Source organism: Aureispira sp. CCB-E, assembly GCF_031326345.1.
In the GTDB taxonomy this organism is placed as follows: Bacteria; Bacteroidota; Bacteroidia; order Chitinophagales; family Saprospiraceae; genus Aureispira.
Genome location: NZ_CP133671.1, coordinates 3592862 through 3617560 on the forward strand (window position 1 = coordinate 3592862; position 24699 = coordinate 3617560).

Below are 24699 nucleotides of genomic sequence, written 5' to 3' on the forward strand. Positions count from 1 at the left end.
ATGAAACCAACAGATTGGATTATTGCTGGAGTATTAATTTTCGCAGCGGTTTATTTAGCTCTACAGAGCAACGAACGAATGGAAGAAGCAAGGTATAGAAACCAATTGCGAGAAGCTGCGTGGGCAGCTGCTCAACAAAATGGAGACAGTGCTCCTTCTACCTAAAAGAATTAAAAATGTCAACATTTCCGACGATACCTGTTGCCTTAGAAGTGAATGCAAAGGCTGAGCCAATGAGTGTTGCCATGCTGACAATAGGCTTGTTTTTAGCCTTGGTATTGGCTCTTTGGATATACAGCCTAATCTCTTAATTAAAAAGACTTTAAAATATAGTATCATGACTGCTTTTAATGATAACCGATCATCTTATTTGATTCAACACGATTTCAGCAGAGAGCAAATGGAAGCTGAAACAGGAAGTCCAGAACAAACAGATGTACATTACCAAATTCCAGATAGTTGTATGCCTAAATCGTATGATGGTGCAACAGGTCGATACATTCAAGCCACAGGGATTGTTAATAGTTTGCCAGTAGGCAAAAAAGCAACGCTTCGTTTGTATGTAAATGGACAATTGGAATCAGAAAAAACATATACCTCTAATGGCTTTATTTGCGATGATGCAATAGGAAAAGAACCACCACAAGCCAATATCAAAGGAGGAGATTCTTTTTATCTGGAATTGATTACAGATGCAGTGGCTCCTGGTATTGAATTTACACAGGTGAAATTTAACACCTATTCAGGAAAAATTGAAAATAGTCTTTGCGGGTAAAAACGCATCCATATAATTAGATATTTATTTAAGGCTCGCAGCTCCCCTGTATTGTTGGAGCTGCGAGCTTTTTTATTACCTATAAAAAAATAGATTTTATGAAGCCTTTTCAAATGTTAAGCTTAGGATTAGCAGCTCTTTTGTTAGTGGTTACTTACCTAGATTATAAAGAAAAAAAGAGCATGAATAATTTTATCAAAGGAGCTAAGAAGCCTTGTTCTTGTTCGGATCATAGCGAGAGTGGGGCAAACTTGGACGGAGCACCAGCACCAAGCACCACAGACGGCAACAATGCCTTGGCGGTTGCTGGTCTTTAGAGAATCAAATACAACGAACATGGCAAGTTTTGAAGAGTGGGTTAAACCAGGTAAAAGAAGGTATAGACGAATAAAAGCTGGTTATCAAAATCACCCCCAAGATCCTGGCAATTATACAGGGGGAAAAATAGGCGTAGGAATCCAAGCAGGCACCAATATGTCGATTGCTGCGCCTACTTTGTCTAATTGGCGGGGGCATCCTGTTACAGCTGCAGAAATGCAAACCCTAACTGAACAAGAAGCCTTGCAAATTTATCGCCAAAACTACTGGAATAAAATTCTAGGAACGCAAATCAAGAGTCAAACCATTGCAGATTTTTTGGCAGATATGAAATCTAGTGGAGGCGGTGTCAAAAATATGCAAAGAGCGTTGAACGATTTGGGCGAAAGTCTTGCCATTGATGGCGTGGTAGGACCGTTGACATTAGGAGCCATTAACAGGCAAATAGATAAAAGCGTTGCTCGGCTAAACAACGCCTTTAGAAAAAGGCAAATTGAATATTACAACTCTAAACAAAGTTTTGCTAAATCAGTTTGGTTAAAATCTTTGGATAAAGATTATCCAGCAATGAGTGAGACCGCAGAAAAGGCAGGACTACCAGAGGAATATAATAATAAAACTTGGATCATCTTAGGCATTGGCTTGGGACTTCTTTTATTAATTCTATTAGGTTGGATGTTACTAAAAAAATAAAATGAGATGCTACTAGATATTCATAAAATTGATAAGAAAACGAAAATAAAAGTCCTTGCCATACACTTTTTTTTGTTAGCAACTTCTGTAGTCGTTGCTCAAAGTTATGGGCAGCAATTAGACGATTATTTTGCTTTGAATAACCAGGTTATTGCAGACCTACAAAGACAGTTGCAGTTTGCTACAGGAGTCTGTTTTTTAATGGGCTTTTTGACGTTGTTAACCATTGTTTTTTTTGTATTTGAACACAAAATTAATATTGCTTTGGATCGTCTTTCTAATTGGATTCGAATCAAAAGAATTTGGATAAAAACTAAATGGCCTTTTTGATATGAGTAATACTATAAAAATTTTATTGGTTCTTTTGATTCCTGTTTTGCTAATTGCTTTTGTTCTCTTTTCAAAAAAGGATAAAAAGAACACGTCTAGCGGAGGAGCTGGTAGCAGTTCAGGAAATGGCACTACAGGAGGAGAGACATCCTCAACGCCTTGTGTAACCTTGGGACGAGTTGAATATTTGGAAGAAAAGCGGATTCGAAAGCAACGAATCAAACGAGAGATAACAGGCGATTATGATGCGGTGCATGAGCTATTAGCCAAATATAGAGCCAAAGCCTTGGCGGCTGGTAAGCTGAATACTGCAGACGAGATTTTAGAATTTGCTTGCTGGGCGGAGGCTGATATCGAAATGAAAGAAGACGGTTATTGTTACATAGAAGTATAATTATGAAAGCAGTAAAAAAATATTGGTGGGTGTTTTTATTGTTGGCGGTATTGCTCTTTTTCTTCTTTGGTAAAAAGATGAGCAGCTCCTCCAAAAATACCGAAAAAAACAAATCCTTGGGCGGTTCAGATGGCCAGGGGTGTAAGCCTATTTCTTGGGAAGATTTTAAAGGCAAAAAGCAGTATTATTATGATACCAATGGCCACGACTGGACCCGTGCGCACTTACAAGTATTAGACGAGGGCTATTGCGAACACACAGGCACTTAAAATAAAAGGATATGAGTTTATTAAGTTCACTATTAACCTCTACAGGGTCTTTTGATAAATTACGTCAAGGCTATTACGACGAAGGGTCGGCTTGTGGTTTTGTCACCGAATGCCAAGAAACCAAAGATTGTATGTTTCGGGTTTGTGCTCCTCATCAAGATGCTTATGGAGGTACCTTTTTTGAAAATTGTATTCGTGCTTGTAATGAAGACCGTTTTATGCAGACCTTAGAGGATTATGTGTGCAAAAATCCACAGCAGGCTTGGGAGCTGTATGGAATAACCTGCGAAGGGTACAAAGCCCGTGCTTCTAAAGGATCATTCAAAATATTGGGGCGAGAATTTACCTTTCTGCAGATAGCAAGTGCTATTCTTTTAATGATCCTTATTTATATTATCATTCAACGTATTTAGTTATGGCACAAGAACAAGGCGGCATGGGGGGCGGTATTTGGGGCAGTTTAATTGATGGTATTTTTGATTCGGTTGGAAAGGCGCAAGATATGGATGCTGCCAACCAAGCTTTTGACCGAGTTGTATTTATGCAACCAGGAAAGTATAATCAAGGCAATCAAGATGTCATTATTTTTGTTGGTTTGCTTTTGATTCTTGGATTGGTGATTTTTTTCTTAAAATAGGTAGTATGAAAATTGATAGTAAAACAGCATTCTTTGGTATACTAGTACTTTTAGTTTTAGGAGTGGTAATTTACTTAATAACGCAATTAAAGGCAAATGATAAAGAGCTAAAGGTCTTGGGGAAGGAAAATAAAGGAACTGATCCAACTACTCCTTCTGGAAATGCAAATACTACCATTCCCCCAAACCCCGCAGCACATATTTATAAATTAGCGGATAAATTTAGATTGGCATTTCTTGGTAGTGCGGGCAATAGATGTGGAGAAATTAGAGCTGTAAATCATTTAACGGATATAGAATTGGATGATTTTTGGGATTATTACTGGTATCAATATGGTTTAACGCCTTATCAAGAGATGTATAACGCTTGGGTTTGGTGTCCTGTTAGTTTTGATGGAATTAAACTTTATGATCGTTTTTTAAAAAAGCACAATAATGAGCAGTAGAAATTACGACGACCAATTTTGGCAAGACCCAGATTTTTATATGAAGGCAGTCGATACCCTTCCTGGTACTATTAGTAAGTGGTGGGATTTATTTGAGCCTAGCAGAACACAAGATGCTCCAGATATAACCAATGTTTACCAAACTCAACAGGGGAGCTTTTTAGGAACAACAGAGGGGAAAATTGTACTTTATGGAGGGCTAGGCTTATTGCTGCTTTTTGTTTTGATTTTGGTAATTGTGTTGATGAAATAGATTAATACAAAAAGAGCTATTTTAATGAAAAATTTCCTTAATAAAATAAGCTCTTTTTGTAAAAGAAATTTATTGCTATGGTGCGTCTAAATAGTCAAGATTATGATCAATATTTTTTTTGTGCATTTCAATTCTTATTTCTTCTATAGTTTTATTATGTTGTTTTAGCTCTTTAGACATTTCAGTAAGGATTTTTGAATGTTCACTTGTTTCGGAGGTTGCAGATTGCTTTAATGACACATCTATAGAACCACCTTTTAATGTGAATTTCATTATATCTTTAAGTCCAATTTTTATTGCATTTTGGACTTCTTGCTTGTCTTGTTTTTCGTCATTATATTCCTTAATTAGTTCTAGTGATATTCTCTCACTTTCATATTCTATACTACTTTTTATTTTCTCTTCAAAAATTTTGTTAGCCTGATTGAGTGCTTCATCATTACTTGTGTTTATAGACTCTAAACTATGTTTTAAATTTTTTATTTCATATATTTTTTTGACTGCATCTAAAACTAGGTTTATTCCTTTTAGTGTAGCAAAAAGGGTACTGGTTACCACGCCTAAAGTTATTAGTAATGATCCTTTTTGAATCCCTTCAATAGTATAATCGTTATTAGTAGAATTGGCTAATCTTGTAAATGAGTTTAATGTTTGTTCCCATTTAGAAGAATGTGTTTTTAAGTCTTCAAGTGTTAATATGTTAACCCCTTCCTTAAAGTGCAAGCTAATGCATGAATTTACTGATTTAGAATGAGGAGTAAACAAATGGGCTAAGGGTTTTAAACCATTTGCTAGTTGATTTAGATGATTTATTGACTTGCTGTAATCCTGTCTTAAAGACATAATTTCAGTTTTAGCCAAGTTAAAATTATTTTCTATACGAATAATGTTCTCAATTGTAGCTATGATATCGTCATTGAATACTTTGTCTAGCCCTAAACCACTGTAAAGTAAGGGGTATTCTTCATCAAAATTATTTTCAATTATTAATTTAATCACCGATATAGCTTGATTTAAATAATTAATGTAAGATATGTTGTTTTTGTTAACATACTGATAGGCTGAATTAATTGTTTGGGCGAAATCTGTAACATGAGGACCCAATGCAATTGTAAGTTGGTATAGTTTATTTATGTTCATTGTTTATTCCTTAGTGGGTAAATTAAAAAAAAAGCAATATAGTCAAATATAAGCTAATATATAAAAAAAGCCCATCCAAAAGGACAGGCTTCAATTTCTTTAAGATTCCAAAATTACATTTTTCAACAAATCAAAGGTCAGTAGTACCTCGTCTTTATATTGTTGGTTGTCCTCGGTTCGGATACAATGCCGTGTAGAGGCTTCAAATAAAATGTCCAACATCATGTATTTATTCTCTTGAATAAAACTTAATGTCTGCAGTAATTTTGGGGATGGATTTTTAACGTAACTCATTTTTTGGCGTTTGCTTTTGTTAAAAATAGAGAGTACCCCTACAAACGCCAATTTGTCCTTCATGCAGCGAACTACAAGGAAGGAAAGGAGCACTCTCATTTCTTTATTTAACCTAACTTAAAAATTACAGAAAAAATTCCTGCATATAAAAAACAAATTGGCGTTTGTTGCTTACGAAAATAAGAAATACTTTTCACAAAAGCAAATTTTAGAACTCGTAAGTAACGTCTAATTCAACTCGCATAGATGAGTTATTAAATTTTAAAACACTAGGAAAGCCTTGCCCTTCACTGTATAGTTTTGAAAATAACGAGCCTATCAAGTCATCGTTTGAGCCGCTATCAAAATCAAAAAGAGTGAAGCCCATAAATTCTTCAGGATCATAAATAGGAATAGAACAAGACCAGTGATGATTAGCCGTACTAGAAGCGTTAGACTTAACGGATGTTTCTAATAAAAAATTTCCATTTCCTGTAATGGTAAGATAAATGTCAGCATCACTTCCAAAGTCCCAAGGCCATCCATTATCATCATGTGACCTAAATAAAATTACTCTAACTCCTTGAATTGTTATTTTTTTAGGCTCTAATTCTACATTGCAAGTTGGACCCGTGAAGCCTGTCGGACAAATAGGAGCTTGATTATTTAGAAATGGATCATCTTCTTTTTTGCAGCTTGAAAATAGCAGCGTGCATCCTAATGCAAATAATAGTAGGTTTTTCATAATATTAATGGGAGATTTATTTATTAAAATATTTATCAATGTGTAGTTCTCCTTTTCTTCTTGCTGCTTCGTCAGCAACTATTTTAGGGACATAAATCTTATTAATTGGGTTAAAGTAAGTGCCTAGAGATTTTGCCAGAATAATGGCAAGAGGAATTCCAACTATAGTAAAGAAAAGTAAGGCGATTTGTATCATTGTTGCGATAGTTAATATAATACCAAAAGGTAGATAGAATAGTTGCACAATTCGCCCGTAAGCTAACCATAAGCGGTTTTGCTCACTGCCTAAATCTCTTTTGTCTATTATGCTTCCTGTAAATGGTGTTAATAGAAATCTACTATACTGTAAAAGTCCTAGTCCTATAGGAGCTCCTATAACGGTAATTATTAAAAAGGAGCCTAAAAGAAACGCTATTATTGCATTTACAAAACCTAAGAAAGGGATGTGCCACAAAATATTTGCAAGTGTTCTCATTTGCTGTAGTTTAGTTATAAGATTATGAAAAATAGAAAAAATCTATCTATAAACAAAATTACCAATTGAGACCCAATAAAAAGCGGTGTTCGCTTGGCTCACGTTATAATAGAGAGGCAGCCCAGTTTGGGCTGCAGTAGTTTAAGTTTTTTTAAGCCCTTGCTTGTGGTTGCTCTTATTCTATTTTATTAAATGTGGGGTTTTGTATTTTGAATTTGTAATATTTTGAAAAATAGATTATTATGTGCTTTTCGTGCGGAGGTCTCTCAACTGTCACAAAATGAAAGATTTTGATTTTTATTTTGCGGCTAAAATTTCAAAGAACAAGATTTTTGAGCAAAAAAAGTCCGACGTCGAGCGGTTGGTCGGACTATGTCGGACTGTCTGACGTACTAGGTCGGACTAAAGTCTGACGTGTTTTTGTTTTGATTATCAAGTGATTGTAAAGTGTGTCGGACTACCCCTTTTTGTAGTTCGACGCAATTTTTGTTTATAAGTGGTTGATTTTGTTTTATTTGTGAAAATGTGTCGGGCTAGTCGGACTATTTTGGACGTTTTGTAAGTCTCCACGTTTTTTGATTGGTTAGAAAATTTTGTTTGCTACGTCACGAATGTTGTCATTAACACCGCCGTAAGTTTGCATATATCTTTGGGTGGTTGTTAATTCTTTGTGTCGAAAGTGTGCTTTTAAGTCCATGACGTTTAAGCCTAATGCAATCAAATCTTTGGCGGCAGTATCTTTCCAGCTGTAAAAGGTTTTGCCCTCTACATCGCTAAGAAATCGACATTCGTGCAAATCATCAACCACCCTTTTATGTTTTTTAGAAATCGTATCCCGTCCACATTGTTGCGCTCCTGGTTTTAAGGTACCAGCTCCGAACACATACCAGCCTTTGGGGAAATTGTGAAATTGATAGGTTTCTAAAAGCGGTAGCAGTACTTTGGGAATGGTGATGGTGCCAAGGTCTTTGTTTTTGGTTTGAGAGCCATCTAGAAAGATTAAGCCTAGTTTGAGGTCAATATCTCGGATTCTTAGGCGACGCATTTCGCTGGGACGCATTCCACAGTAATAACATAAGCAAATAGCTAGGAGCAGCTGTTTATTCTCGTGCTTTATGTATTGTATAATGGTTTTCTTTTCTCGGTCGCCGAAGGTTCGTCTGCGTTTTTGGGTTTCTTTAAGACGCTTGATATTAGCAAATGGATTTGCTTTGACATATTCCCGTTCAACTAAGACATAAAAGAGCGCACGCATAACACGCATATAGTTATTTCGAGTAAGGGCGTTGACCTTTCGACTTAGAAGAATGTCATCCAAATAGCGGACGGCGTGTCGTTTGGTAAATTCGGAGAGCTTCATGTTCTCCATTTGTTTTGTTTTGAGGTATACTTCAAAGCGATCTACAAAGTTGCGGTATTCGTCTGCTGAAACCTTTCGTACATAAGTGGCTTTGATGCTTTCTGCGATCCTAAGAGCTTCTACTATATTAATAGTATAAGGATCATTTTGAAATTGGTCCATTTTTTTTTACCTCAAATGCAAAAAATAGCATTCGAGAAGTCCTAAAAATGCAAAACCGCAAACAGTTCATAAAGAACCGTTTACGGTATTTTTGTGCGGAAGTTGAGGGATTCGAACCCCCGGTAGGCTATTAACCCACGCCAGTTTTCAAGACTGGTGCATTCAACCGCTCTGCCAAACTTCCTTTTTTTTAGTAGCCGTTTCGTTGACTGCGATGCAAATATACGGCAGTTTTCTTTATTTGCAAATTTTTAGAAGAAAAAATGTGTCTTTTTTTTAAGTTTTTTTTTGAGGTTGCTTGTTGGTTATTCAGAATCAGTTAGATAGATCTTGAATTTTTTTTTGAATTTTTTTTAAGTTTTTTTAATCAGGTTTGAGAGACGTAGTGGAAGAGAAGAAATCTAAGACAAGTGCATCCGTTATTTCTTTTGTGATAATGTATTTAGCCAAATCAAAATAAGCTCCTACTTCATCTAAAATCCAACTATCTGCTGTAATACAAATTTTTTCTTTCTCAATAAGTGTAGAGTCTGGGTTAAAGACTAAGTCAACATCCCAATTAGATTTATTTTTCTCTGCTAATTCATAGAGTAATACTTTTAATCGACCACTATTAGAAACGGGCGCATCAAAATACCACTGAACGTGTTTTACATCGAGTTCTTTGAGTGCTTTGTCAATTAACAGCAAAGCAGGAATGGTCTCATTGACTTTTTTGTAGGTGCTGTGTACACTTGCGATATCTCGATAGCAGCCATCTTGACCAACCAAAATATATCCTTTTGATAAAGCCGCTTCTATTGTAATCAATAAATTATACCCATCAATAGCTACAGATTGGTTGTTTAAAGCTTGCGGAAGAAGAGCTTTTTGAGAGCGAGTATAGAGTTTGTCAGAAGGGCAAGTAATCAAACTCAAGGCTCTTTGTTGGCGTTTATTCAGTTGATAACGGTTGCCAACCAAAGCCAAGGCGGACTTTTCGCCATACTGCTTGCCAAGTAAAAAAGACAAATCTCCTGCTGCCGCTGCAAAAATAGGATGCCATTTGGGAGCAAAATTAGTATTGTCTTGAGAATGTTTGCCTCTATGTTTCATGATAGGGTATTGTTTTATTGTTTGTAATAATCCGAGCGACCACGCAGTAGTAGCGCAGTATTAAATGCAAAGAATTGCTAATATTTGGATGAAATAACTCGAAAACCATTAAAAAGGTTCCTTTTAAGAGCAAAGTAAGCTCTAGAAATTATACCGTGTAGCTGTTCATTTTTTCACAAAAAATTCTATCTTTGTCAACCATAAAAATTAAGTTGTATTGAAATTTAATAGTTCTTTGTTTTTTATTTATTCAATAAATAAAAGTATTCATTTGATAGATGAAAAATACCAAAAGCATCTTAAACTGGTTTGATAGTCAGTTTCGTATGTTTGTTTAGAACTATTGGAGGTTTGTACAAAAATAAAATGATAGAATTATCGGTCAAGATAAGATAAATCATTAAATGACAAAACACTATCAATTATAATCATACAATATGGAAACACCTACAAAGATTGACTTAGAATTTAATAGAAACGAAGATACAAACAAACTAGAGGTTGCTAAAATGCGTCGTATGCTTAAAACCATTGGTTTGGGCGGAGGTCAAATGCGAATTGATAAATTACACAAAAAGGGTAAAATGACAGCCCGTGAGCGCATCAATTATTTGATTGACGATGATACAGAATTTCTAGAAATAGGTGCTTTTGCTGGGCATGAGATGTATGCAGATTATGGTGGTTGTCCAGCAGGGGGTGTTGTTGGTGGTATTGGATATATTCGTGGACGTCAATGTATGATTATTGCGAATGATGCTACCGTAAAAGCAGGGGCATGGTTTCCTATTACAGGAAAGAAAAATTTGCGTTTTCAAGAGATTGCGATGGAAAACCGCTTGCCAACTATTTATTTAGTGGATTCAGCAGGTGTTTTCTTGCCTATGCAAGATGAGATTTTTGCCGATAAAGAGCACTTTGGGCGTATTTTTCGCAACAATGCTCAAATGTCAAGCCAAGGTATTCCTCAAATTGCTGCTATTATGGGGAGTTGTGTAGCCGGAGGGGCATATTTGCCAATTATGTCGGATGAGGCGTTGATTGTAGAAGGTACAGGCTCTATTTTCTTGGCAGGACCTTATTTGGTAAAAGCTGCTATTGGAGAAACGGTTGATCAAGAAACATTGGGGGGGGCTACGACTCAAAGCGAAATTTCTGGTGTAACAGATTATAAAATGCCAGATGATAAGACTTGCTTGGATACCATCAAAGATTTAGTCGATAAGTTTGGAACATTTGAAACAGCTGGTTTTTCTAGAGAAACACCACAATTGCCTAAAGAAGATCCTAAAGAGATTTTTGGTATCTTACCTGCAGAGCGTTCTAAACCATACAATAGTAAAGAAATAATAAAGCGTTTGGTGGATAATTCTGAATTTACAGAATACAAAGAAGGGTATGGAAAAACAATCATCTGTGCTTATGCTCGAATTGATGGTTGGGCTGTTGGGATTGTTGCTAATAATCGCCAAGTCGTGAAAAGCGCAAAAGGCGAGGTACAGTTTGGTGGAGTGATTTATTCTGACTCTGCTGATAAAGCAGCTCGTTTTATTATGAACTGTAACCAAAAGAAAATTCCTTTAGTTTTCTTGCACGATGTAACTGGATTTATGGTTGGTACTCGTTCAGAACATGGTGGAATCATTAAAGATGGGGCAAAAATGGTATCTGCTGTATCTAATTCTACGGTACCAAAGTTCTCTGTTATCATGGGAAATTCTTATGGTGCAGGAAATTATGCCATGTGTGGCAAAGCTTATGATCCTCGTTTGATTGTTGCTTGGCCAACAGCTAAAGTTGCCGTTATGGGTGGTTCGCAAGCCGCCAAGGTTTTGCTCCAAATCCAAACTGCTTCTCAAAAAGCAAAAGGAGAAGAAGTAACACCAGAAGAGAAAAAGAAATTGTTGGATCAAATCACAGATCGTTACGACAAGCAAACAACACCGTATTATGCGGCTGCTCGTTTGTGGGTAGATGCTATTATTGACCCTACAGAAACACGTTTTGTGATCTCTCAAGGAATCGAAGCTGCTAATAATGCACCTGTAGAGAAATTTAATCCAGGTATTATTCAGACTTAGATTTTGAAAGTACAGCACTTTAAATTTCTGATGGTGAACTATTTGTAAATAGTTCACCATCAGCATTTATAATATCCTTATAATCCGTTTATGAATCTACTGAAAAAAATCTTTCTAAATGACAAGATAATTCTTGCCTTGATTTCTATCAATGCTGTGATTATTTTTCTACAAGGTTTTCCAATTAAAACAATAGGAGTAGAGGCGCATCATCTGTTTATGTTGATTGATGATATTATCTCTTTTTGTTTTTTGGTAGAGGTGCTTGTCAAAGGGCGCCATTTTGGGTTAAGAGAGTATTTAAAACCTACTTGGAATAAATTTGATGTTGCCTTAATTTTATTATCGTTGCCTCCTTTAGTTGCACGAATGTTTATTGATTATGAAACGGCAAACATTGGTTTCTTACTGGTGTTTAGAGTTTTTCGAGTCTTCAAATTCTTCCGATTTATACAATTCTTTCCACAGGTAGAGCATATTTTTAATTCCATACGAGAAGCAATGCGTGCTTCTTTTATGGTCTTGATAGGTTTTTTTCTTTTTGTGTTTATCATGTCCATCTTATCGTGCTATATGTATCAAAATATTGCACCTGAATATTTTGGTGACCCTATTGTTTCCTACTATAGTATGTTCAAAGTGTTTACAATAGAAGGTTGGAATGCGATTCCTGAAGCTATTGCTGAAGGTGGGAAAGTAAATCTATTACAGGCATTTTTTACCAAGTTGTACTTTATTATAATACTAGTTTTTGGAGGTGTTATCGGGTTGTCAATTGTCAATTCTATTTTTGTTGACGCGATGGTTAGTGATAATAACGATGAATTGGAAGAGCAGGTAGGGATGATTAAAGAAGATGTAAAAAAACTAGAAAATAAAGTAGATCGCATTTTAACCTTGTTGGAGGAGCAGAAAAAGTCTCCGCCACAGATTTAAGGCATTTCAATAGTACAGGACTATCTATGTTCATTTTTTCTTGTCGCAACGTTTTTTCTTTACTATCTTTAGAGGTTTAGGTTTTTAGACGACCTAAATATTAATTTTTCTCCTTGTAGAGAATATAAAATAGATAGAAATAGACAACTATGGAAGCATTAAAAGACGCCAATTTGATTATAAACCCTGATGGAAGTATTTACCACTTGGGAATTCGTCCAGAAGATATTGCAGAAACAATTATCCTCGTTGGAGACCCGCAGCGAGTAAAAAAAGTAGCTGCGCATTTTGATTCTATTGAATTGACAAAGCAGAAACGAGAATTTATTACCACAACAGGACGAATTGGTAATCAACGAATTACCTGTTTGGCTAGTGGGATAGGAGTGGATAATATTGACATTGTAGTCAATGAATTGGATGCGTTGGTAAATGTCGATTTCAAAACTAGGACTTTTAAAGAAGAACACACGGCTTTGAAGTTGATTCGCCTAGGAACTTCTGGAGCTATCCGAAAAGATATTCCTGTAGAAAGTTTCGTTGTAGCGGATTATGGGATAGGATTTGATGGTTTGATGCTCTTTTATAAACAGTATCTCAATGAGAGAACGAAGGGATTGAAGCGAGATTTTAATGCTTTTTTAGATAACTTAAATTTCGACTTTCCAATTCCTCCAACTTACAGCAGTGCTTCTCAATCATTGATTGATTTGTTTCAAGCACCAGAATGGAAACATGGAATTACGGCGACTGCAACTGGATTTTATGCGCCACAAAATAGAACCATTAGAGCGGAGAGTATTGTGCCTGAATTGTTTGATTTGCTGGAACCATTTTCTTATGATAACTTAAATGTAACAAATTTGGAGATGGAAACATCTGCAATTTATGGTCTAGCAAGTGTCTTGGGGCACAAAGCATTGGCTTTGAATGTTATCCTTGCCAACCGCCCAACAGGAGCTTTTGCAACAGCACCAAAGGAATTGGAAAAGAAACTGATTCGTTCGTTCTTTGAAGTATATTTAGGAGCGTAGTTGAGCTTACTACCCATACATAATAAACAAAATATTAAGACAAAAAACTTATAGCCGAATGATCAAATAATTATGGTCATTCGGCTATATTTTTGATATATCACGCAAATAGTTAGCGGTATGGCTAATTTGGTCGGATTAGTTAGAAATTTTCTTTCTCAAAACATTTTTGCCCAATTTAAAAGCCTCATAAGAAAGTTTGGCAACAGTTGCTGTTCTACGACCTATAGAATTAGAACTTTCTGTGCGCATCATTTGCCATTCGTTGATGGGTTCCTGTTGTGTGATTTTTTTATCTAAATACTGAGCAATATTTTGAATTGCAGTTTTAGCTTCAGGAATATATTGCCAGAAAAAATGCCATACATGAGACATCCCGTCTTCTATCATTAAGGTCACATCGGAATCTTTCATGGCAGCAAATGCGGCAAAACGCACTGCATCACTTAATAAAATTTCCTCTGTCCCTACCTGTATTAATATGGGAGGCAAATCAGACAAATCACCAAATAAAGGAGAGACAAAAGGGTGCTCTAAAGGCGTATTTCCTGCATACCATTGTCCCCATTCTCTTGCTTTGGCAACGTCTAAAATAGGATCTTTTTCTGGGTTAGAAAGGGCAGAATCGCCAGAAACAGTTAAGTCAGTCCAAGGAGATATAACAACAGCAGCTAGAGGATTTTCTAAACCCATTTTTTTTATTTTTAGCAATGTTGACAATGTTAGACCACCACCTGCTGAGTCTCCCATCAAGATAATGTCTTTGGGATTAAAATGCTCCTTTTCTATCAACCATAAGTAAGCTTTTATGGCATCATTCAATGCTGCTGGATAGGTGTGTTCAGGAGCTAAACGATAATTGATGGCAATGTGTGGAATACCTGTCTCAGAAGCGATTTTGCCAATTAAACCAGCATGACTTTTGATAGAACCAGAAGTATATCCACCTCCGTGTAAATACAAAACGATTTTATGGGCATATTTTGATTTTCTTGGAATAAATCGTGCGGCTTCTACTCCCTCTATATTGAAGTATTTGACTTTGACTGATTTAGGACAAGGAACACGGCTGAAAATTTTTTCTTTTTCTGCCCTGAAAACGGTGTGATTGTCCATTAATTTAAACGCACGACTTTTTAACTTTCGCAAGAAAAAAGTTGCCATCTTCGCCTGTACTGTTGCCATCTTCTTTTTTTTGATTAAAAAATTCCCCTTTCTCCTTCGTTAGGAAAAAAAAAGGATAGATATTGAAAGTAGGAATATGGTTAGTATTGGTGAGGGGATGGTGAGATATTGAAAGCGGACGGATAAAATTAGGAAAAACTTTGAACTTAAACAAATGTTAATAAATGATAAATTTAATAATAACCACTAGTGCTAGGTTTATTTGTTTCTTAATATGCTTTTTGAAATTTAGTTATCAATGGGTTGGTTTTTAACTGATTGTTATTGGTTTATGTGCTGAGTTCATGAGGGTAAATATGACATATAACAAAGTTTTTTATTATTTATAGTTGCAATCGGAGATAAGCTCAAAACGCTACCCCAATAGTTCACATATTGAGAAATGTGTCTACAAAAGTTAATTTTATACGAGCTAGATCGCCGAAATAAGTTTGTATCTTAAGTTCCAAAACCTGTTGTGTCAACTAAATGAAAACTTTTTGCTATAACAAAATGTTATATGTCATATAAATCACCTCTATACCTGACTAACTAAACAATATAATGGGGCAAAAAACCTTGATTTTTAAGGATATAAAATTTAAGTATGTTTTAACTAATTGTCAAAGTATTAACAAGTTTTTAAAAAAAAGTGTATCTTGGACATAGAAAAGAGCATTAAAGATATTATTACTTCCCCTTATAGTTTTAAAACTTTGTAATTAAAATGAGAAATCATAGCAGATTTGCAACAGTTTTTTGCTTTTTAGGCTTGTTGTTATGTAGCCTGTCCCAAGCAAATGCCGCTCCTCAAACATCAGAAGCAGATTATACCGACTATCTGCCTAAATACCGAACTTTATCAGATGATTTTCTCATCTCCAAAATAGATTACACTGAAAACAATATGGTGGTTTTTTTTCGATATGTAGCCAATGCGGACAATGACATAGTCGGCTTTTATGGTGCGGGCAAAGACCAATCTTGGAAATTAACAACTTCGACACGTTCAGAAACCTCTTCAGCTTATACAATTACTAGAGCTGCAACAGTTAAAAATATTCGATTAAACGACGAGGCGAAAGTTGTAGAGCTGGCAGCTAACGAAAGCCAAAAAGTAAATGCTCAAAAGGGAGATGTAATTACTTGTGAAGTGCACTTTGAAATGATGCCTCGTTCTGTACGAACAGTGCATTTGATAGGAGGTGATTTGGATGAAGATGGGACACAACGATTCAATTGCAATGATATTCTTCTAAAGACCAAGGATAGCAAAATTTTAGGAACAGAAACGCAAATGGAAGCAGTTATCCAACGTTTTTACAGTCAACAAGAAAAGGTTAATTATCCAGATATTAATAATGCAACAACGTTAGCCGAAGAATCTACTTTTGACAAAAAAAATAAAACGGAACAAGTAGTTGAAAATCCTTTGGCAAAATCGCTAGAACCGATTGATTATATGCCTAAAAAAATGGCTTCTATAGAAGATTTAGCTTGCAATGAGCGTGTGATTCTTTCCAATATCTATTTTCATGATAATAAAGCTGAATTTGTGGGACGTATAAAAGCGATGAAAACAATTAACATGATTGTTGATTATTTGACTTTTCATCCCAAAGCAAAAATTGTATTACATGGTCACACAGATATTTTTGGAAATGCTTTCAAAAATTTAGAACTTTCTCAAAAGCGTGTATTTACGGTAAAGCGCACTATAATGAGCAAAGGAATTGATGCCAATCGTATCATTACAATTCATCATGGAGGGGCGCAACCATTGATTCAATATAAAAATGGTGGCGAAATGAATCGCCGAGTTGAAGCAGAAGTACTGTGTTCTGGTAAAGTAAAAAATACTACTTTAGAAGCAGTCAAACCAGATACTGCTGAGCAATAGGATATAGAGACATTATCAACGTCTTATAAATAGATAGGAGCTAAGAGTAATAATTTTACTCTTAGCTCTTTTTTATGATTTTACACTTCATCTTTATCTCTTGATAAAGAGTAATATTTAGATGTCGCTTTAAGTTTTTGAATTCCTTTTCGGGGCTTTGGAATAGCCTATTATACCAACATTTTTCCTTAATAGAAAGTATAGATTTACAGAGTAGAGGCTCTTAAATAATGCATTATGAATATAATTAATCTAATAATTACTTTTACTTTATTATGTGTGGTTGCTTTGAAAGGGCAAGATTCAATAAAAAAAATAAGCCTTTTTGAGGCTGCTTCAAAAAATGAAATTTTAGATGTTTATCTGTACACTCAATTGTACAAAACGGGGCAAAAGCTTTATGAAGTAGATTCTATCTATCAGCAGCTTAACAATGAGATAGAACAAGAAAATTTAAAGATAATTAATACGATTGCTTATGCAAGAGCTATTGATAAGTTAGGAAATCATGACAGAGCATTGGATCTATTAGTTGCTATAAATTCTAAATTAGATTTATATCCTGCTATTGTTCAATCTGAATACTTTTGTACTATGGGAAGCATCGCTTTGCGCTCTATGCATCCCGAATTTGCTACCAAGCAATATCGAAAGAGTTTGGATTTGATTATTGATTCGAGTAATGTACCTAAAGAAATTATTCAAGATAAAATTATTAGAATAGGGGTTGGTTTGAATGCCTCTTTAAAACACCAAGCGGCTAAAATAACTTTTGAAAGAGCTAAGGTGTATGAACAGCTATTGGGGCAGAATAGAAATTCGCTGTATCTAAAATTGAATATGGCACTAACGAATAGCTATTTGGGAAAAAATGAAGTAGCAAAAAGTTATCTATTAGATGCTTTGGGGATAATAAAAAAAAATAAAGACAATTTTGCAGAATTAAGAACGTATGGGAATATTGCAGATATTTATTTGAAACAGGATTCGTTTGAGCTCGCTAAAAAATTCTACTATCAAGGTTTAATTAAAGCAGCGCAAAATGGCTTTAAGTTGGATGTGTTTCGGTTTCAATATGCGTTGAGTGATCTTTATTACAAAAACAAGCAACTGGATAGTGCTTATATACACCTTAAAGTAGCAGATAGTATCCGCAATCATTATAATACCAATATCGTATCTGAAAAAATTGTAGAAATGGATCTCTTTCATAAGATTCAGCGAGAGGAGTTGGAAAAAGAAATGAATGCCAAATTATTAAAATTAGAAGCAGAAAAAAAGAAGGTACTCTTCTTCTTTTGCATTTTACTAGTTATAGGGTGCCTAATTTTGTCTAGACAATTGGTTTTGCTTAGAGAGAAAAATAAATTTTTGCTAAAAGAGCAACTGAAATCAATACAGATAGAAAAAGAGCCTGTTCATTCAAAGCGGATAATTTCGAAGACAATGGATTATTCTCAAATAATAGAGACGCTTGAAGAAGTAATTGATAAAAACGAAATACATAAAGATAGAGGTCTAACATTAGAAAAGTTAGCCAAAAAAATAAACACCAATAGAACCTATCTTTCAGATGCTATCAACTCTCATTATCAAAAAACTTTTAGTCAATGGATTAATGAACTTCGTGTTTTGGAATCTAAGAAAATGTTAGCTTCATCGGATTTTGACCATTACAGCATAGAAGGAATTGCTAAAGAGGTAGGCTTTGCTTCTATATCTACCTTTAATGCCAATTTCAAAAAGATTACGGGGCTAACCCCTTCCTATTTCAGAAAAAATCGCTCTACACCTATTTAAGTGTTATGTAAAAGACTATCTTTTTGCCGAATTGAACAAATAGGTAGTCGATTGACCAATTGAATGTACTTGTTAACCAGTTGATTGTGTTTTTTTTGCTTGATTTCTATTTCTAGGGTACATTTGTCTTGTATTAGTGATTTTTAAAAATAGAAATAATATAAATTATGGCAACGGTTAGACAAAGTTCAAACAGTAAATCTTATTTAACTAAAATAAGAAGAAGTATTTTTTTTATTTTTTTTCTCTTAAAAGGGACTAACGTACTATTTTTTTGAAGGTACTGAATTCTCATAAAAATGAACAAGTAATTCCTTTTCTAAAGCAATGATTTGGAGAATTGTATAGGGGAAGATCAATTAAGATTATAAAAGAATAAAGAAGAAAATCATGAACAAAAAAAACTCAAGATTTAGAATAGTTCTAGCAATAGGATTGGTGTTATGTATATTCAAGTCATATTCCCAAAATAGTAACTTGAGTAGTTTACTAACTCAAACGCAGTGGGATGCCTTATTCCCCAAACGAGCAGGGACATTTGGCGTACATCCTCAAGGGTACACAGCAGACTTTTATTCGTACAATAACTTGATGCAGGCGGCTTTAGAAATGTCAGACTATTTAGTAGAAATCAGAATTAAGCCAGGTGTTTGGGGGCAATTAATAACCATTACAAAGAAATCAACACAGTTCACCTATATTTACTCCAATGTTGACCCGTGGTGGCATACGAACCCAAGCCCTGAGAATATTATCAATGTCGATTTTGAAGATTTTATCAATAGGACATCTAGTTTAGATAACAAAAGAGAATTGGGGGCTTTTTTGGCAAACATATCTAAAGAAACTACTGGAGGTTGGCAATTGCCTGTTGGTGGTGGTGCGTCGGGAGATTATGCAGATTGGGGACTATATTTTGTACATGAACTAGGCTACAATAGTACGAACGGGGCAGGAGCATACTCGCAAGCTCATGCGGACTACCCACCGAATCCTTTGGTGGGGTATTATGGTCGAGGACCTATTCAATTGTCGTGGAATTATAATTATGGTCAATTTAGTAAATTTTTATTCAATAATGCCACCATTTTATTGAATAATCCCGATTCTATCCAGCAAGATGGGGTATTAGCTTTTAAATCTGCTATTTGGTTTTGGATGATGCCTCAATGTCCCAAACCCTCTGCTCATCAAGTAATGCATGATTTATGGAGGGCAGACGTTGGAGACTATTCGGCTAATAAAATGTATACAAAAGGTTTTGCCCATACCAACAATATTATTAATGGAGGGTTAGAATGTAGGAGCAGTTCCTCCGCAGCTTTTACACAGAAAGTAGTTTTACGATCAGAACTCTATAAGTATTATTTAGGTATAATGGGATTGACAAATGCTCAAATAGCAGCGGAGGATGCCAATGGCTATTCTACCTTATGCTATGAATCTACTACAGATGCAATGGAGGATTATATCAATTGTTATTACGAACCTATTATTCTAGATAATCATTTTTTGGATTTCGAAGCACAATCTATTTCTAATCAAACTATTTTGTTGCACTGGAAAATCAAAGTAGAAAAAAATAGTCGATTTTTTGAAATTCAACGCAGTTCTAACGGTATAGATTGGGAGGTTATAGGACAAGTAATTGGCATCAATGAAGCTGAAATCTATAATTTCAAGGATTTGAATCCTATAAATGGACAAAATTATTATCGTCTAAAAGTTATAGCGGCAAATAACGAGGCGAGTTATAGCAAGATTAGTACGGTTTATTGTTTGCAAAGTACTGGTTACAAAATCTATCCGAATCCCAATCAAGGCGTTTTTTATATAGATTTGAAAGGAGAATTGCAAGAGTTTGGTATGGTTGAAGTATTTGATGCTGTTGGTAGAAAGGTAAAAGAACAGAGGCTGAATGGCAAGTATGATTTAATCAACCTTCAAGAACAAGCAGCAGGTATTTATAGCTTAAAAATACAAATGGATAACCAATGTTTTTATACCAAAATAGTTGTTTGCCAGTAAAGTGATTTAAGACTGATATTTATGAGAGAAGCAACTAAGAGTTGCCTTTTAGTTGCTTCTATTGAACCAAATGTTCTAATAGATTGTTGCTGATGAAAAAGTCAGATATGAAAAATAACAACCTTACCAAAGAAGCTTTGATAGAACATGTTAAATTAGCCATCAATCCACATTTTAAGGATTGGGTACTGTTTAAGAATGGAACGTATATTATTATCGAAAACTTGGAAAAAGGAGAAACTATTGAAGCACTTGCCATGCAAAAAATGAAAGAGTTTGGTCCTGTACACGTTGGCTCTCCCGCAGGTGACTTTAACACCATCACACTCAATAAAACCGAAGGTTGGGTGATTGCAGGACATGGTTACGGCATGTACACTTATGTCCATCCGTCTGAAGTCGAAGATCCAGAAGCACAAGACTATGTGATTGGGTTATTTGGTAGAAACAAAAGGGATGAGGATGGTCAACACCCTGAAATTATTTACGTAAATAGGGCTTAGCAAGACTTGTTATTTTGAGGGCATTACTTTGTGTTAGTAGTTCGTTGATTTTTTACTTTTTTAGCTCGCTGCGCTCGTGAGATCGCAAGCTTAGTTACCAAAAAGATAAAAAAGCACATTTATATTAGTTTAGCTGCGCTGCTACTTCGTGGTACTTCATGAGTGCTGCGCAGTTGATAATTAAAATTTTAACACAAAATGTAGTAAAAGTATAACTTGCTGATTATTAAATTAATAAAGTTTTCAACGAACTATTGTTGTGTAGTTTCTTTGCTTAAATTGAAGAAGGATATTGGTATTCGGCAGGATTATATGCTACAATTTTATTAATAATCTCATCAGCATCATCCGTTAGACTGAGTAGCTCTTGATAGCGTTGATTTTGCGTAACGGTTTGCATTAAATTCCAAACAGGTCGCACTTTAGTCCAATGCTCAATGCCAAACAAAATCATAGGAGAAACAAAGCGTTTGACACGAGAGTCTGTATTGTAAGCAGCATAATGATTTTGGCAAGCGTCTTGAAAAATTTCTTGTGTAGTTCCTGCACTTCCTGGAGCAAAAATAACACCGTGTTTGGCGATTGCCAACAAACCATCTTCACGTACAGAGTTGGCAAAATATTTTGCGATATGTGTGGCAAAAGGAGCAGGAGGTTCATGGCCATAGAGCCATGTAGGAATTCCGATACTCATACTTTTTGCCTTCATCCAATCACTTGTAAGTGGGTAGGCTTTTATAACTTTCATGGCTCGATGCAACCAATCCCAGTCGCTGTATTCCTTGCCTGGTATGGCATTGGAAGGTCTAACGGACATCATTTGTATACCGTCGTTCATTTCGTCAAGGCTTCTAGTTGCAAAATAAGCCCCTACATGAGTTGCCTCCATAATACCAGGACCACCACCACTAACAAGCAGAAAACCTTTTTGTGTTAATTCCCAAGAAATACGAGCTACTTTTTGGTAAAAAGGAGAACTTCTTTCAATTCCATGTCCTCCCATAATAGCAACGACTTTTTGACCAGCAATGGCTTCCATTAAGGCTTCTGTGATACTGTGGTCGTGCAGACGACGCATTAGACTGACATGAATAGATTTTGGAAAATCTTTACCTTGCTCTACATATTGTTCATAAATTTTATAATCCAATGTTTTGTGATACCCCATTTTATCATTAGGATCAAACCCTTCAAACAATTCTTCACAGGTATAAAGATGCGCTAAGTGAGATTTAAACAAAACTTCTTTGGAACTTGGTATAACCGTACCACCAGTTTGAACAATATGCCCTGCAACAGCATCGGATAATTGGCAACCTAAAAACAGGGTGTCGGGATATGATTTTTGCATCATTAATGCTTCAAAGTCTTTTAAGTCAAGGCTTTGAATCGCTACTTTGGGAAGGATAGCATTTGGTGTTTCTATCCAAGCCTTAAACGCTTTTTTATGGTCAATTTCTTTCATGATATTTGGTATAAATCCGAAGGGGAGGGATTGTTACATTGAATTTTTAGAACGCCTCGAAGCTGCTACCGTAAGGAATTTTTTATGTTGAAGTTTGCTTTCCATCCAACTAATAATATCAAAGTTCTTGATAATTATGCGTTCAAAAGGCAGGTGCTCTATAGCTTCAAACTTTTCTTTATAAACTTTTATCAAGGTAATAAATTCTGTACTGTTTTTGACATTAATAAGTTTTTTTAAAAACTGTAAGGTTACTTTCTCGAACTTGTGAATTTTTTCCATTCGTTTGATGAAGTTGTAAGTCGAACGCAATTTATAATCTAAGTATTGGATGCTTCCCATTTCTGCATGGTTAACCAAATGAAGTAGGTGTGCCATGCACATGATGTCTTCTCGTAGATTGTCTTTTTGATGTTCCAATGTTCTGTTAACCCATGTTTCGGATGCTTCATAATCTCCCAGTGCAAAATAGGCGTAAGCAATACTATAACACAGTTCGATATGAAAAAGAATTAAACCAAAAGCAATCAAATTTCCTTCTTCAACAATCTTGACTGCTTCGGGGAGCAAAGCAGGTGTTTTGTCAAAATAGGCATTTTGAGTATAAAACTGTAACTCCAAAGAAACCGCATAGTAGTGTGTAAGACGGTGAATAGTTTCATTCTTTGACTTATACGTTTTAGGAATGTCTTTTAAATATTGCAAATTGGGATAAAAAGTGGCTTCCTTATTCAGCAAAATACAACAACCCAATAAATTATAATGTGCTGGAACAACAGTAGACATTAGGTAGTCCTCAAAGACCTTCGGGTTTTCTTGGATCACTTTTACAAATCCCTTGCTAGATTCATAACCTTGTTCAAAATCTGTATTTATTTCATGGATTTTATTCCAAATATTGTGGTATCGAGCTACTGCTTTGGCATTGTTGGAATCAGGCAAATTTTTTAGCAGGTGGTGCTCGCTAAACTCCTGCGCCATTGTCTTGGCTTTTTCCTCTCTAGAGTATCCTTCTTTGATACCAAATTTAAATACATCATAGGCAAGGTGTCTATATTCAGATAAGACACTTGTTGCTTGCAACCCTTTATTGGCAAAAGCCTTATTGGCTTCCATATGAGCATCAATTTGATGGCTAGAGGGTAGTAATAACGCCAACCGAAAATCCCAAAAAGCCAATTCTTCGGCATGGTGATAGAGTTGAGCTTCTTCAATAATTCGTCTAGTTTTTTTGATCAATTTTTGGCAAAGACCTATCAAGCGTTTGTTATAGAGGATTTCTATTTCTAAGAGTAACTCATGCACCTGAATGTTGTTGGTAGATTCAGAATGGTAAGCTCTAAGACTTCTTAGAATTGATTTGATCAGATAATTTTTAGCAACAGATAGTTGTTTGACAAACTTTTGATTTTTGAACTTCTTTTTAATACTTTCCTCATTGTATGTTGTTTGTAAGTCTATAGCATCAAACAATTTTAAATAAGAGGGGTTGGCACCATTTTTTGCACAGAATTTTTTGACATATCCCTTTTCTGATACAGACAATGATTTGATAAGTTGAAATAAATATAACTTCTGATTTTGCTCCATTGATTCTTTGATTTAATCTCAAACGTTTGATTAGGACGTTCAAGAAAAAGATGATGAAAAAGTTCTTGGGGCAAATAGATCGGGGTGACGATGGCTTTATAATCTATTTTTGTTGATAATATTCAACAAAACATCTTTGTAGTTTTTTCCAATAGGAATAATTTTTTTCTCAATTTGAACCGTATTTCCTTCAATAACAGAAATATTTGCCAAATTAACAATGAATGATCGATGGACACGCATAAAAATATCCGAAGGAAGTTTAATTTCTAAACTTTTCATAGTTTGTAAAGTAACTACACGACCATTTGGAGTATGTAAGATAACATAATCTTTTAGACCTTCAATGTAATTGATTTGGTCAAATCGAATTTTTATAAGCTTTTTATCTGCTTTGACAAAAATATAGTCTGCGGGTTCTGTATTGGTTGGCAAATTAGGCTCATTTTCTTGAATTTGCTGTTCTTTGGCCACCGCCTTATTAACGGCTTTTGCAAAGCGATCTAGAGAAATTGGTTTGAGTAAGTAATCAACAACATTTAATTCGTAACCATCCATAGCGTATTCTGAATAGGCCGTTGTGAAAATTACTTGTGGAGGGTTAGGAAGTGTTTTTAAGAAATCAATGCCCGATATTTGAGGCATCTGTATGTCTAAAAACATCAAGTCAATATTATTGCTATTCAAAACATCGAAAGCTTCTACAGCATTGCTGCATTTGGCAATCAAATTTAGGGCAGGAAACTTACTGATATAAGTCTCTATAACTTCTTGTGCTAATGGCTCATCATCAACAATTATAACATTCATTTTAAAAGTTTTTTATGGTTTAT

Annotated in this window: 29 protein-coding genes and 1 tRNA gene; 19 read left to right on the forward strand and 11 right to left on the reverse strand. The window is 35.2% G+C overall.

Annotation, left to right across the window (positions count from 1 at the left end; all coding sequences use genetic code 11):
* From QP953_RS13945 to QP953_RS14000, 12 genes are all read left to right on the forward strand, one after another.
* The gene (locus QP953_RS13945; protein ID WP_309555507.1) at positions 1-165 is read left to right on the forward strand and encodes a hypothetical protein; all 165 of its coding nucleotides are present in this window, start codon (positions 1-3) and stop codon (positions 163-165) included.
* Between the two features lie 11 nt (positions 166-176).
* The gene (locus QP953_RS13950; RefSeq protein ID WP_309555508.1) at positions 177-311 is read left to right on the forward strand and encodes a hypothetical protein; all 135 of its coding nucleotides are present in this window, start codon (positions 177-179) and stop codon (positions 309-311) included.
* A 26-nt stretch (positions 312-337) separates the two neighbouring features.
* A complete protein-coding gene (locus tag QP953_RS13955; protein ID WP_309555509.1) occupies positions 338-775 on the forward strand; it encodes a hypothetical protein in 438 nt (145 codons plus the stop codon).
* 98 nt (positions 776-873) lie between these two features.
* Positions 874-1092, forward strand: a complete 219-nt coding sequence (locus QP953_RS13960; RefSeq protein WP_309555510.1) for a hypothetical protein — start codon at positions 874-876, stop codon at positions 1090-1092.
* Positions 1093-1111: 19 nt separating this feature from the next.
* Positions 1112-1786, forward strand: a complete 675-nt coding sequence (locus tag QP953_RS13965) for a glycosyl hydrolase 108 family protein (protein ID WP_309555511.1) — start codon at positions 1112-1114, stop codon at positions 1784-1786.
* Positions 1787-1792: 6 nt separating this feature from the next.
* Positions 1793-2116: a hypothetical protein gene (locus QP953_RS13970; RefSeq protein ID WP_309555512.1), complete on the forward strand. Its 324-nt coding sequence runs from the start codon at positions 1793-1795 to the stop codon at positions 2114-2116.
* A 1-nt stretch (position 2117) separates the two neighbouring features.
* On the forward strand, positions 2118-2510 hold the full coding sequence (locus QP953_RS13975) for a hypothetical protein (RefSeq protein WP_309555514.1): 393 nt from the start codon (positions 2118-2120) through the stop codon (positions 2508-2510).
* 2 nt (positions 2511-2512) lie between these two features.
* On the forward strand, positions 2513-2779 hold the full coding sequence (locus tag QP953_RS13980) for a hypothetical protein (protein ID WP_309555515.1): 267 nt from the start codon (positions 2513-2515) through the stop codon (positions 2777-2779).
* An 11-nt stretch (positions 2780-2790) separates the two neighbouring features.
* On the forward strand, positions 2791-3192 hold the full coding sequence (locus tag QP953_RS13985) for a hypothetical protein (RefSeq protein WP_309555517.1): 402 nt from the start codon (positions 2791-2793) through the stop codon (positions 3190-3192).
* Positions 3193-3194: 2 nt separating this feature from the next.
* Entirely contained in the window at positions 3195-3416 is a 222-nt protein-coding gene (locus QP953_RS13990) for a hypothetical protein (RefSeq protein WP_309555519.1), read from the forward strand.
* Positions 3417-3421: 5 nt separating this feature from the next.
* Entirely contained in the window at positions 3422-3862 is a 441-nt protein-coding gene (locus QP953_RS13995; RefSeq protein ID WP_309555520.1) for a hypothetical protein, read from the forward strand.
* Entirely contained in the window at positions 3852-4115 is a 264-nt protein-coding gene (locus QP953_RS14000) for a hypothetical protein (protein WP_309555521.1), read from the forward strand. The genes QP953_RS13995 and QP953_RS14000 overlap by 11 nt, the downstream gene beginning before the upstream one ends.
* 75 nt (positions 4116-4190) lie before the next feature.
* On the opposite strand, the gene QP953_RS14005 is transcribed toward QP953_RS14000, so the two are convergent.
* The 7 genes from QP953_RS14005 to QP953_RS14035 all read right to left on the reverse strand — a co-directional run bounded on the left by QP953_RS14005 (position 4191) and on the right by QP953_RS14035 (position 9365).
* Positions 4191-5255, reverse strand: a complete 1065-nt coding sequence (locus tag QP953_RS14005; RefSeq protein WP_309555522.1) for a hypothetical protein — start codon at positions 5253-5255, stop codon at positions 4191-4193.
* Positions 5256-5354: 99 nt separating this feature from the next.
* Positions 5355-5549 carry a hypothetical protein gene (locus QP953_RS14010; RefSeq protein ID WP_309555523.1) on the reverse strand — a complete coding sequence of 65 codons (195 nt, stop codon included), beginning with the start codon at positions 5547-5549 and terminating at the stop codon, positions 5355-5357.
* Between the two features lie 208 nt (positions 5550-5757).
* A complete protein-coding gene (locus tag QP953_RS14015; protein ID WP_309555525.1) occupies positions 5758-6273 on the reverse strand; it encodes a hypothetical protein in 516 nt (171 codons plus the stop codon).
* A 16-nt stretch (positions 6274-6289) separates the two neighbouring features.
* Positions 6290-6748: a YccF domain-containing protein gene (locus QP953_RS14020; RefSeq protein WP_309555526.1), complete on the reverse strand. Its 459-nt coding sequence runs from the start codon at positions 6746-6748 to the stop codon at positions 6290-6292.
* A 583-nt stretch (positions 6749-7331) separates the two neighbouring features.
* Positions 7332-8270, reverse strand: coding sequence for a site-specific integrase (locus tag QP953_RS14025; protein ID WP_309555527.1), 939 nt, complete (start codon positions 8268-8270; stop codon positions 7332-7334).
* A 96-nt stretch (positions 8271-8366) separates the two neighbouring features.
* A tRNA-Ser gene (locus tag QP953_RS14030) sits at positions 8367-8454 on the reverse strand.
* Positions 8455-8633: 179 nt separating this feature from the next.
* Positions 8634-9365, reverse strand: a complete 732-nt coding sequence (locus tag QP953_RS14035; RefSeq protein ID WP_052598979.1) for a DUF434 domain-containing protein — start codon at positions 9363-9365, stop codon at positions 8634-8636.
* A 455-nt stretch (positions 9366-9820) separates the two neighbouring features.
* On the opposite strand from QP953_RS14035, the gene QP953_RS14040 reads away from it, so the two are divergent.
* From QP953_RS14040 to QP953_RS14050, 3 genes are all read left to right on the forward strand, one after another.
* Positions 9821-11446, forward strand: coding sequence for an acyl-CoA carboxylase subunit beta (locus QP953_RS14040; RefSeq protein ID WP_052599055.1), 1626 nt, complete (start codon positions 9821-9823; stop codon positions 11444-11446).
* A gap of 90 nt (positions 11447-11536) precedes the next feature.
* Entirely contained in the window at positions 11537-12382 is an 846-nt protein-coding gene (locus QP953_RS14045; protein ID WP_309555528.1) for an ion transporter, read from the forward strand.
* A 149-nt stretch (positions 12383-12531) separates the two neighbouring features.
* Positions 12532-13416 carry a nucleoside phosphorylase gene (locus tag QP953_RS14050; RefSeq protein WP_052598977.1) on the forward strand — a complete coding sequence of 295 codons (885 nt, stop codon included), beginning with the start codon at positions 12532-12534 and terminating at the stop codon, positions 13414-13416.
* Positions 13417-13554: 138 nt separating this feature from the next.
* Here the strand turns inward: QP953_RS14050 and QP953_RS14055 are convergent, their stop codons facing one another.
* The gene (locus tag QP953_RS14055) at positions 13555-14601 is read right to left on the reverse strand and encodes an alpha/beta hydrolase (RefSeq protein WP_052598976.1); all 1047 of its coding nucleotides are present in this window, start codon (positions 14599-14601) and stop codon (positions 13555-13557) included.
* 706 nt (positions 14602-15307) lie between these two features.
* Here QP953_RS14055 and QP953_RS14060 point away from each other — a divergent pair.
* The 4 genes from QP953_RS14060 to QP953_RS14075 all read left to right on the forward strand — a co-directional run bounded on the left by QP953_RS14060 (position 15308) and on the right by QP953_RS14075 (position 20811).
* Positions 15308-16480, forward strand: coding sequence for an OmpA family protein (locus QP953_RS14060; protein ID WP_052598975.1), 1173 nt, complete (start codon positions 15308-15310; stop codon positions 16478-16480).
* Positions 16481-16717: 237 nt separating this feature from the next.
* A complete protein-coding gene (locus QP953_RS14065) occupies positions 16718-18280 on the forward strand; it encodes an AraC family transcriptional regulator (RefSeq protein ID WP_309555529.1) in 1563 nt (520 codons plus the stop codon).
* Between the two features lie 477 nt (positions 18281-18757).
* Entirely contained in the window at positions 18758-20308 is a 1551-nt protein-coding gene (locus tag QP953_RS14070; RefSeq protein ID WP_309555530.1) for a glycoside hydrolase family 19 protein, read from the forward strand.
* Between the two features lie 92 nt (positions 20309-20400).
* Positions 20401-20811 (forward strand): hypothetical protein, encoded by a 411-nt coding sequence (locus QP953_RS14075; protein WP_063833171.1) that lies wholly within the window; start codon positions 20401-20403, stop codon positions 20809-20811.
* Between the two features lie 274 nt (positions 20812-21085).
* On the opposite strand, the gene QP953_RS14080 is transcribed toward QP953_RS14075, so the two are convergent.
* The 3 genes from QP953_RS14080 to QP953_RS14090 all read right to left on the reverse strand — a co-directional run bounded on the left by QP953_RS14080 (position 21086) and on the right by QP953_RS14090 (position 24676).
* Positions 21086-22276: an LOG family protein gene (locus tag QP953_RS14080; protein ID WP_052598972.1), complete on the reverse strand. Its 1191-nt coding sequence runs from the start codon at positions 22274-22276 to the stop codon at positions 21086-21088.
* Positions 22277-22309: 33 nt separating this feature from the next.
* Positions 22310-23866: a hypothetical protein gene (locus QP953_RS14085; RefSeq protein WP_052598971.1), complete on the reverse strand. Its 1557-nt coding sequence runs from the start codon at positions 23864-23866 to the stop codon at positions 22310-22312.
* A gap of 96 nt (positions 23867-23962) precedes the next feature.
* Positions 23963-24676: a LytTR family DNA-binding domain-containing protein gene (locus QP953_RS14090; RefSeq protein WP_052598970.1), complete on the reverse strand. Its 714-nt coding sequence runs from the start codon at positions 24674-24676 to the stop codon at positions 23963-23965.
* Positions 24677-24699: the final 23 nt, after the last annotated feature.

Bases quoted from the DNA above. Each gene is read 5' to 3' on its own strand.
- QP953_RS13945 (WP_309555507.1), top strand. From the start codon at position 1: ATGAAACCAACAGATTGGATTATTGCTGGAGTATTAATTTTCGCAGCG.
- QP953_RS13950 (WP_309555508.1), top strand. From the start codon at position 177: ATGTCAACATTTCCGACGATACCTGTTGCCTTAGAAGTGAATGCAAAG.
- QP953_RS13955 (WP_309555509.1), top strand. From the start codon at position 338: ATGACTGCTTTTAATGATAACCGATCATCTTATTTGATTCAACACGAT.
- QP953_RS13960 (WP_309555510.1), top strand. From the start codon at position 874: ATGAAGCCTTTTCAAATGTTAAGCTTAGGATTAGCAGCTCTTTTGTTA.
- QP953_RS13965 (WP_309555511.1), top strand. From the start codon at position 1,112: ATGGCAAGTTTTGAAGAGTGGGTTAAACCAGGTAAAAGAAGGTATAGA.
- QP953_RS13970 (WP_309555512.1), top strand. From the start codon at position 1,793: ATGCTACTAGATATTCATAAAATTGATAAGAAAACGAAAATAAAAGTC.
- QP953_RS13975 (WP_309555514.1), top strand. From the start codon at position 2,118: ATGAGTAATACTATAAAAATTTTATTGGTTCTTTTGATTCCTGTTTTG.
- QP953_RS13980 (WP_309555515.1), top strand. From the start codon at position 2,513: ATGAAAGCAGTAAAAAAATATTGGTGGGTGTTTTTATTGTTGGCGGTA.
- QP953_RS13985 (WP_309555517.1), top strand. From the start codon at position 2,791: ATGAGTTTATTAAGTTCACTATTAACCTCTACAGGGTCTTTTGATAAA.
- QP953_RS13990 (WP_309555519.1), top strand. From the start codon at position 3,195: ATGGCACAAGAACAAGGCGGCATGGGGGGCGGTATTTGGGGCAGTTTA.
- QP953_RS13995 (WP_309555520.1), top strand. From the start codon at position 3,422: ATGAAAATTGATAGTAAAACAGCATTCTTTGGTATACTAGTACTTTTA.
- QP953_RS14000 (WP_309555521.1), top strand. From the start codon at position 3,852: ATGAGCAGTAGAAATTACGACGACCAATTTTGGCAAGACCCAGATTTT.
- QP953_RS14005 (WP_309555522.1), bottom strand. From the start codon at position 5,255: ATGAACATAAATAAACTATACCAACTTACAATTGCATTGGGTCCTCAT.
- QP953_RS14010 (WP_309555523.1), bottom strand. From the start codon at position 5,549: ATGAGTTACGTTAAAAATCCATCCCCAAAATTACTGCAGACATTAAGT.
- QP953_RS14015 (WP_309555525.1), bottom strand. From the start codon at position 6,273: ATGAAAAACCTACTATTATTTGCATTAGGATGCACGCTGCTATTTTCA.
- QP953_RS14020 (WP_309555526.1), bottom strand. From the start codon at position 6,748: ATGAGAACACTTGCAAATATTTTGTGGCACATCCCTTTCTTAGGTTTT.
- QP953_RS14025 (WP_309555527.1), bottom strand. From the start codon at position 8,270: ATGGACCAATTTCAAAATGATCCTTATACTATTAATATAGTAGAAGCT.
- QP953_RS14035 (WP_052598979.1), bottom strand. From the start codon at position 9,365: ATGAAACATAGAGGCAAACATTCTCAAGACAATACTAATTTTGCTCCC.
- QP953_RS14045 (WP_309555528.1), top strand. From the start codon at position 11,537: ATGAATCTACTGAAAAAAATCTTTCTAAATGACAAGATAATTCTTGCC.
- QP953_RS14050 (WP_052598977.1), top strand. From the start codon at position 12,532: ATGGAAGCATTAAAAGACGCCAATTTGATTATAAACCCTGATGGAAGT.
- QP953_RS14055 (WP_052598976.1), bottom strand. From the start codon at position 14,601: ATGGCAACAGTACAGGCGAAGATGGCAACTTTTTTCTTGCGAAAGTTA.
- QP953_RS14060 (WP_052598975.1), top strand. From the start codon at position 15,308: ATGAGAAATCATAGCAGATTTGCAACAGTTTTTTGCTTTTTAGGCTTG.
- QP953_RS14065 (WP_309555529.1), top strand. From the start codon at position 16,718: ATGAATATAATTAATCTAATAATTACTTTTACTTTATTATGTGTGGTT.
- QP953_RS14075 (WP_063833171.1), top strand. From the start codon at position 20,401: ATGAAAAAGTCAGATATGAAAAATAACAACCTTACCAAAGAAGCTTTG.
- QP953_RS14080 (WP_052598972.1), bottom strand. From the start codon at position 22,276: ATGAAAGAAATTGACCATAAAAAAGCGTTTAAGGCTTGGATAGAAACA.
- QP953_RS14085 (WP_052598971.1), bottom strand. From the start codon at position 23,866: ATGGAGCAAAATCAGAAGTTATATTTATTTCAACTTATCAAATCATTG.
- QP953_RS14090 (WP_052598970.1), bottom strand. From the start codon at position 24,676: ATGAATGTTATAATTGTTGATGATGAGCCATTAGCACAAGAAGTTATA.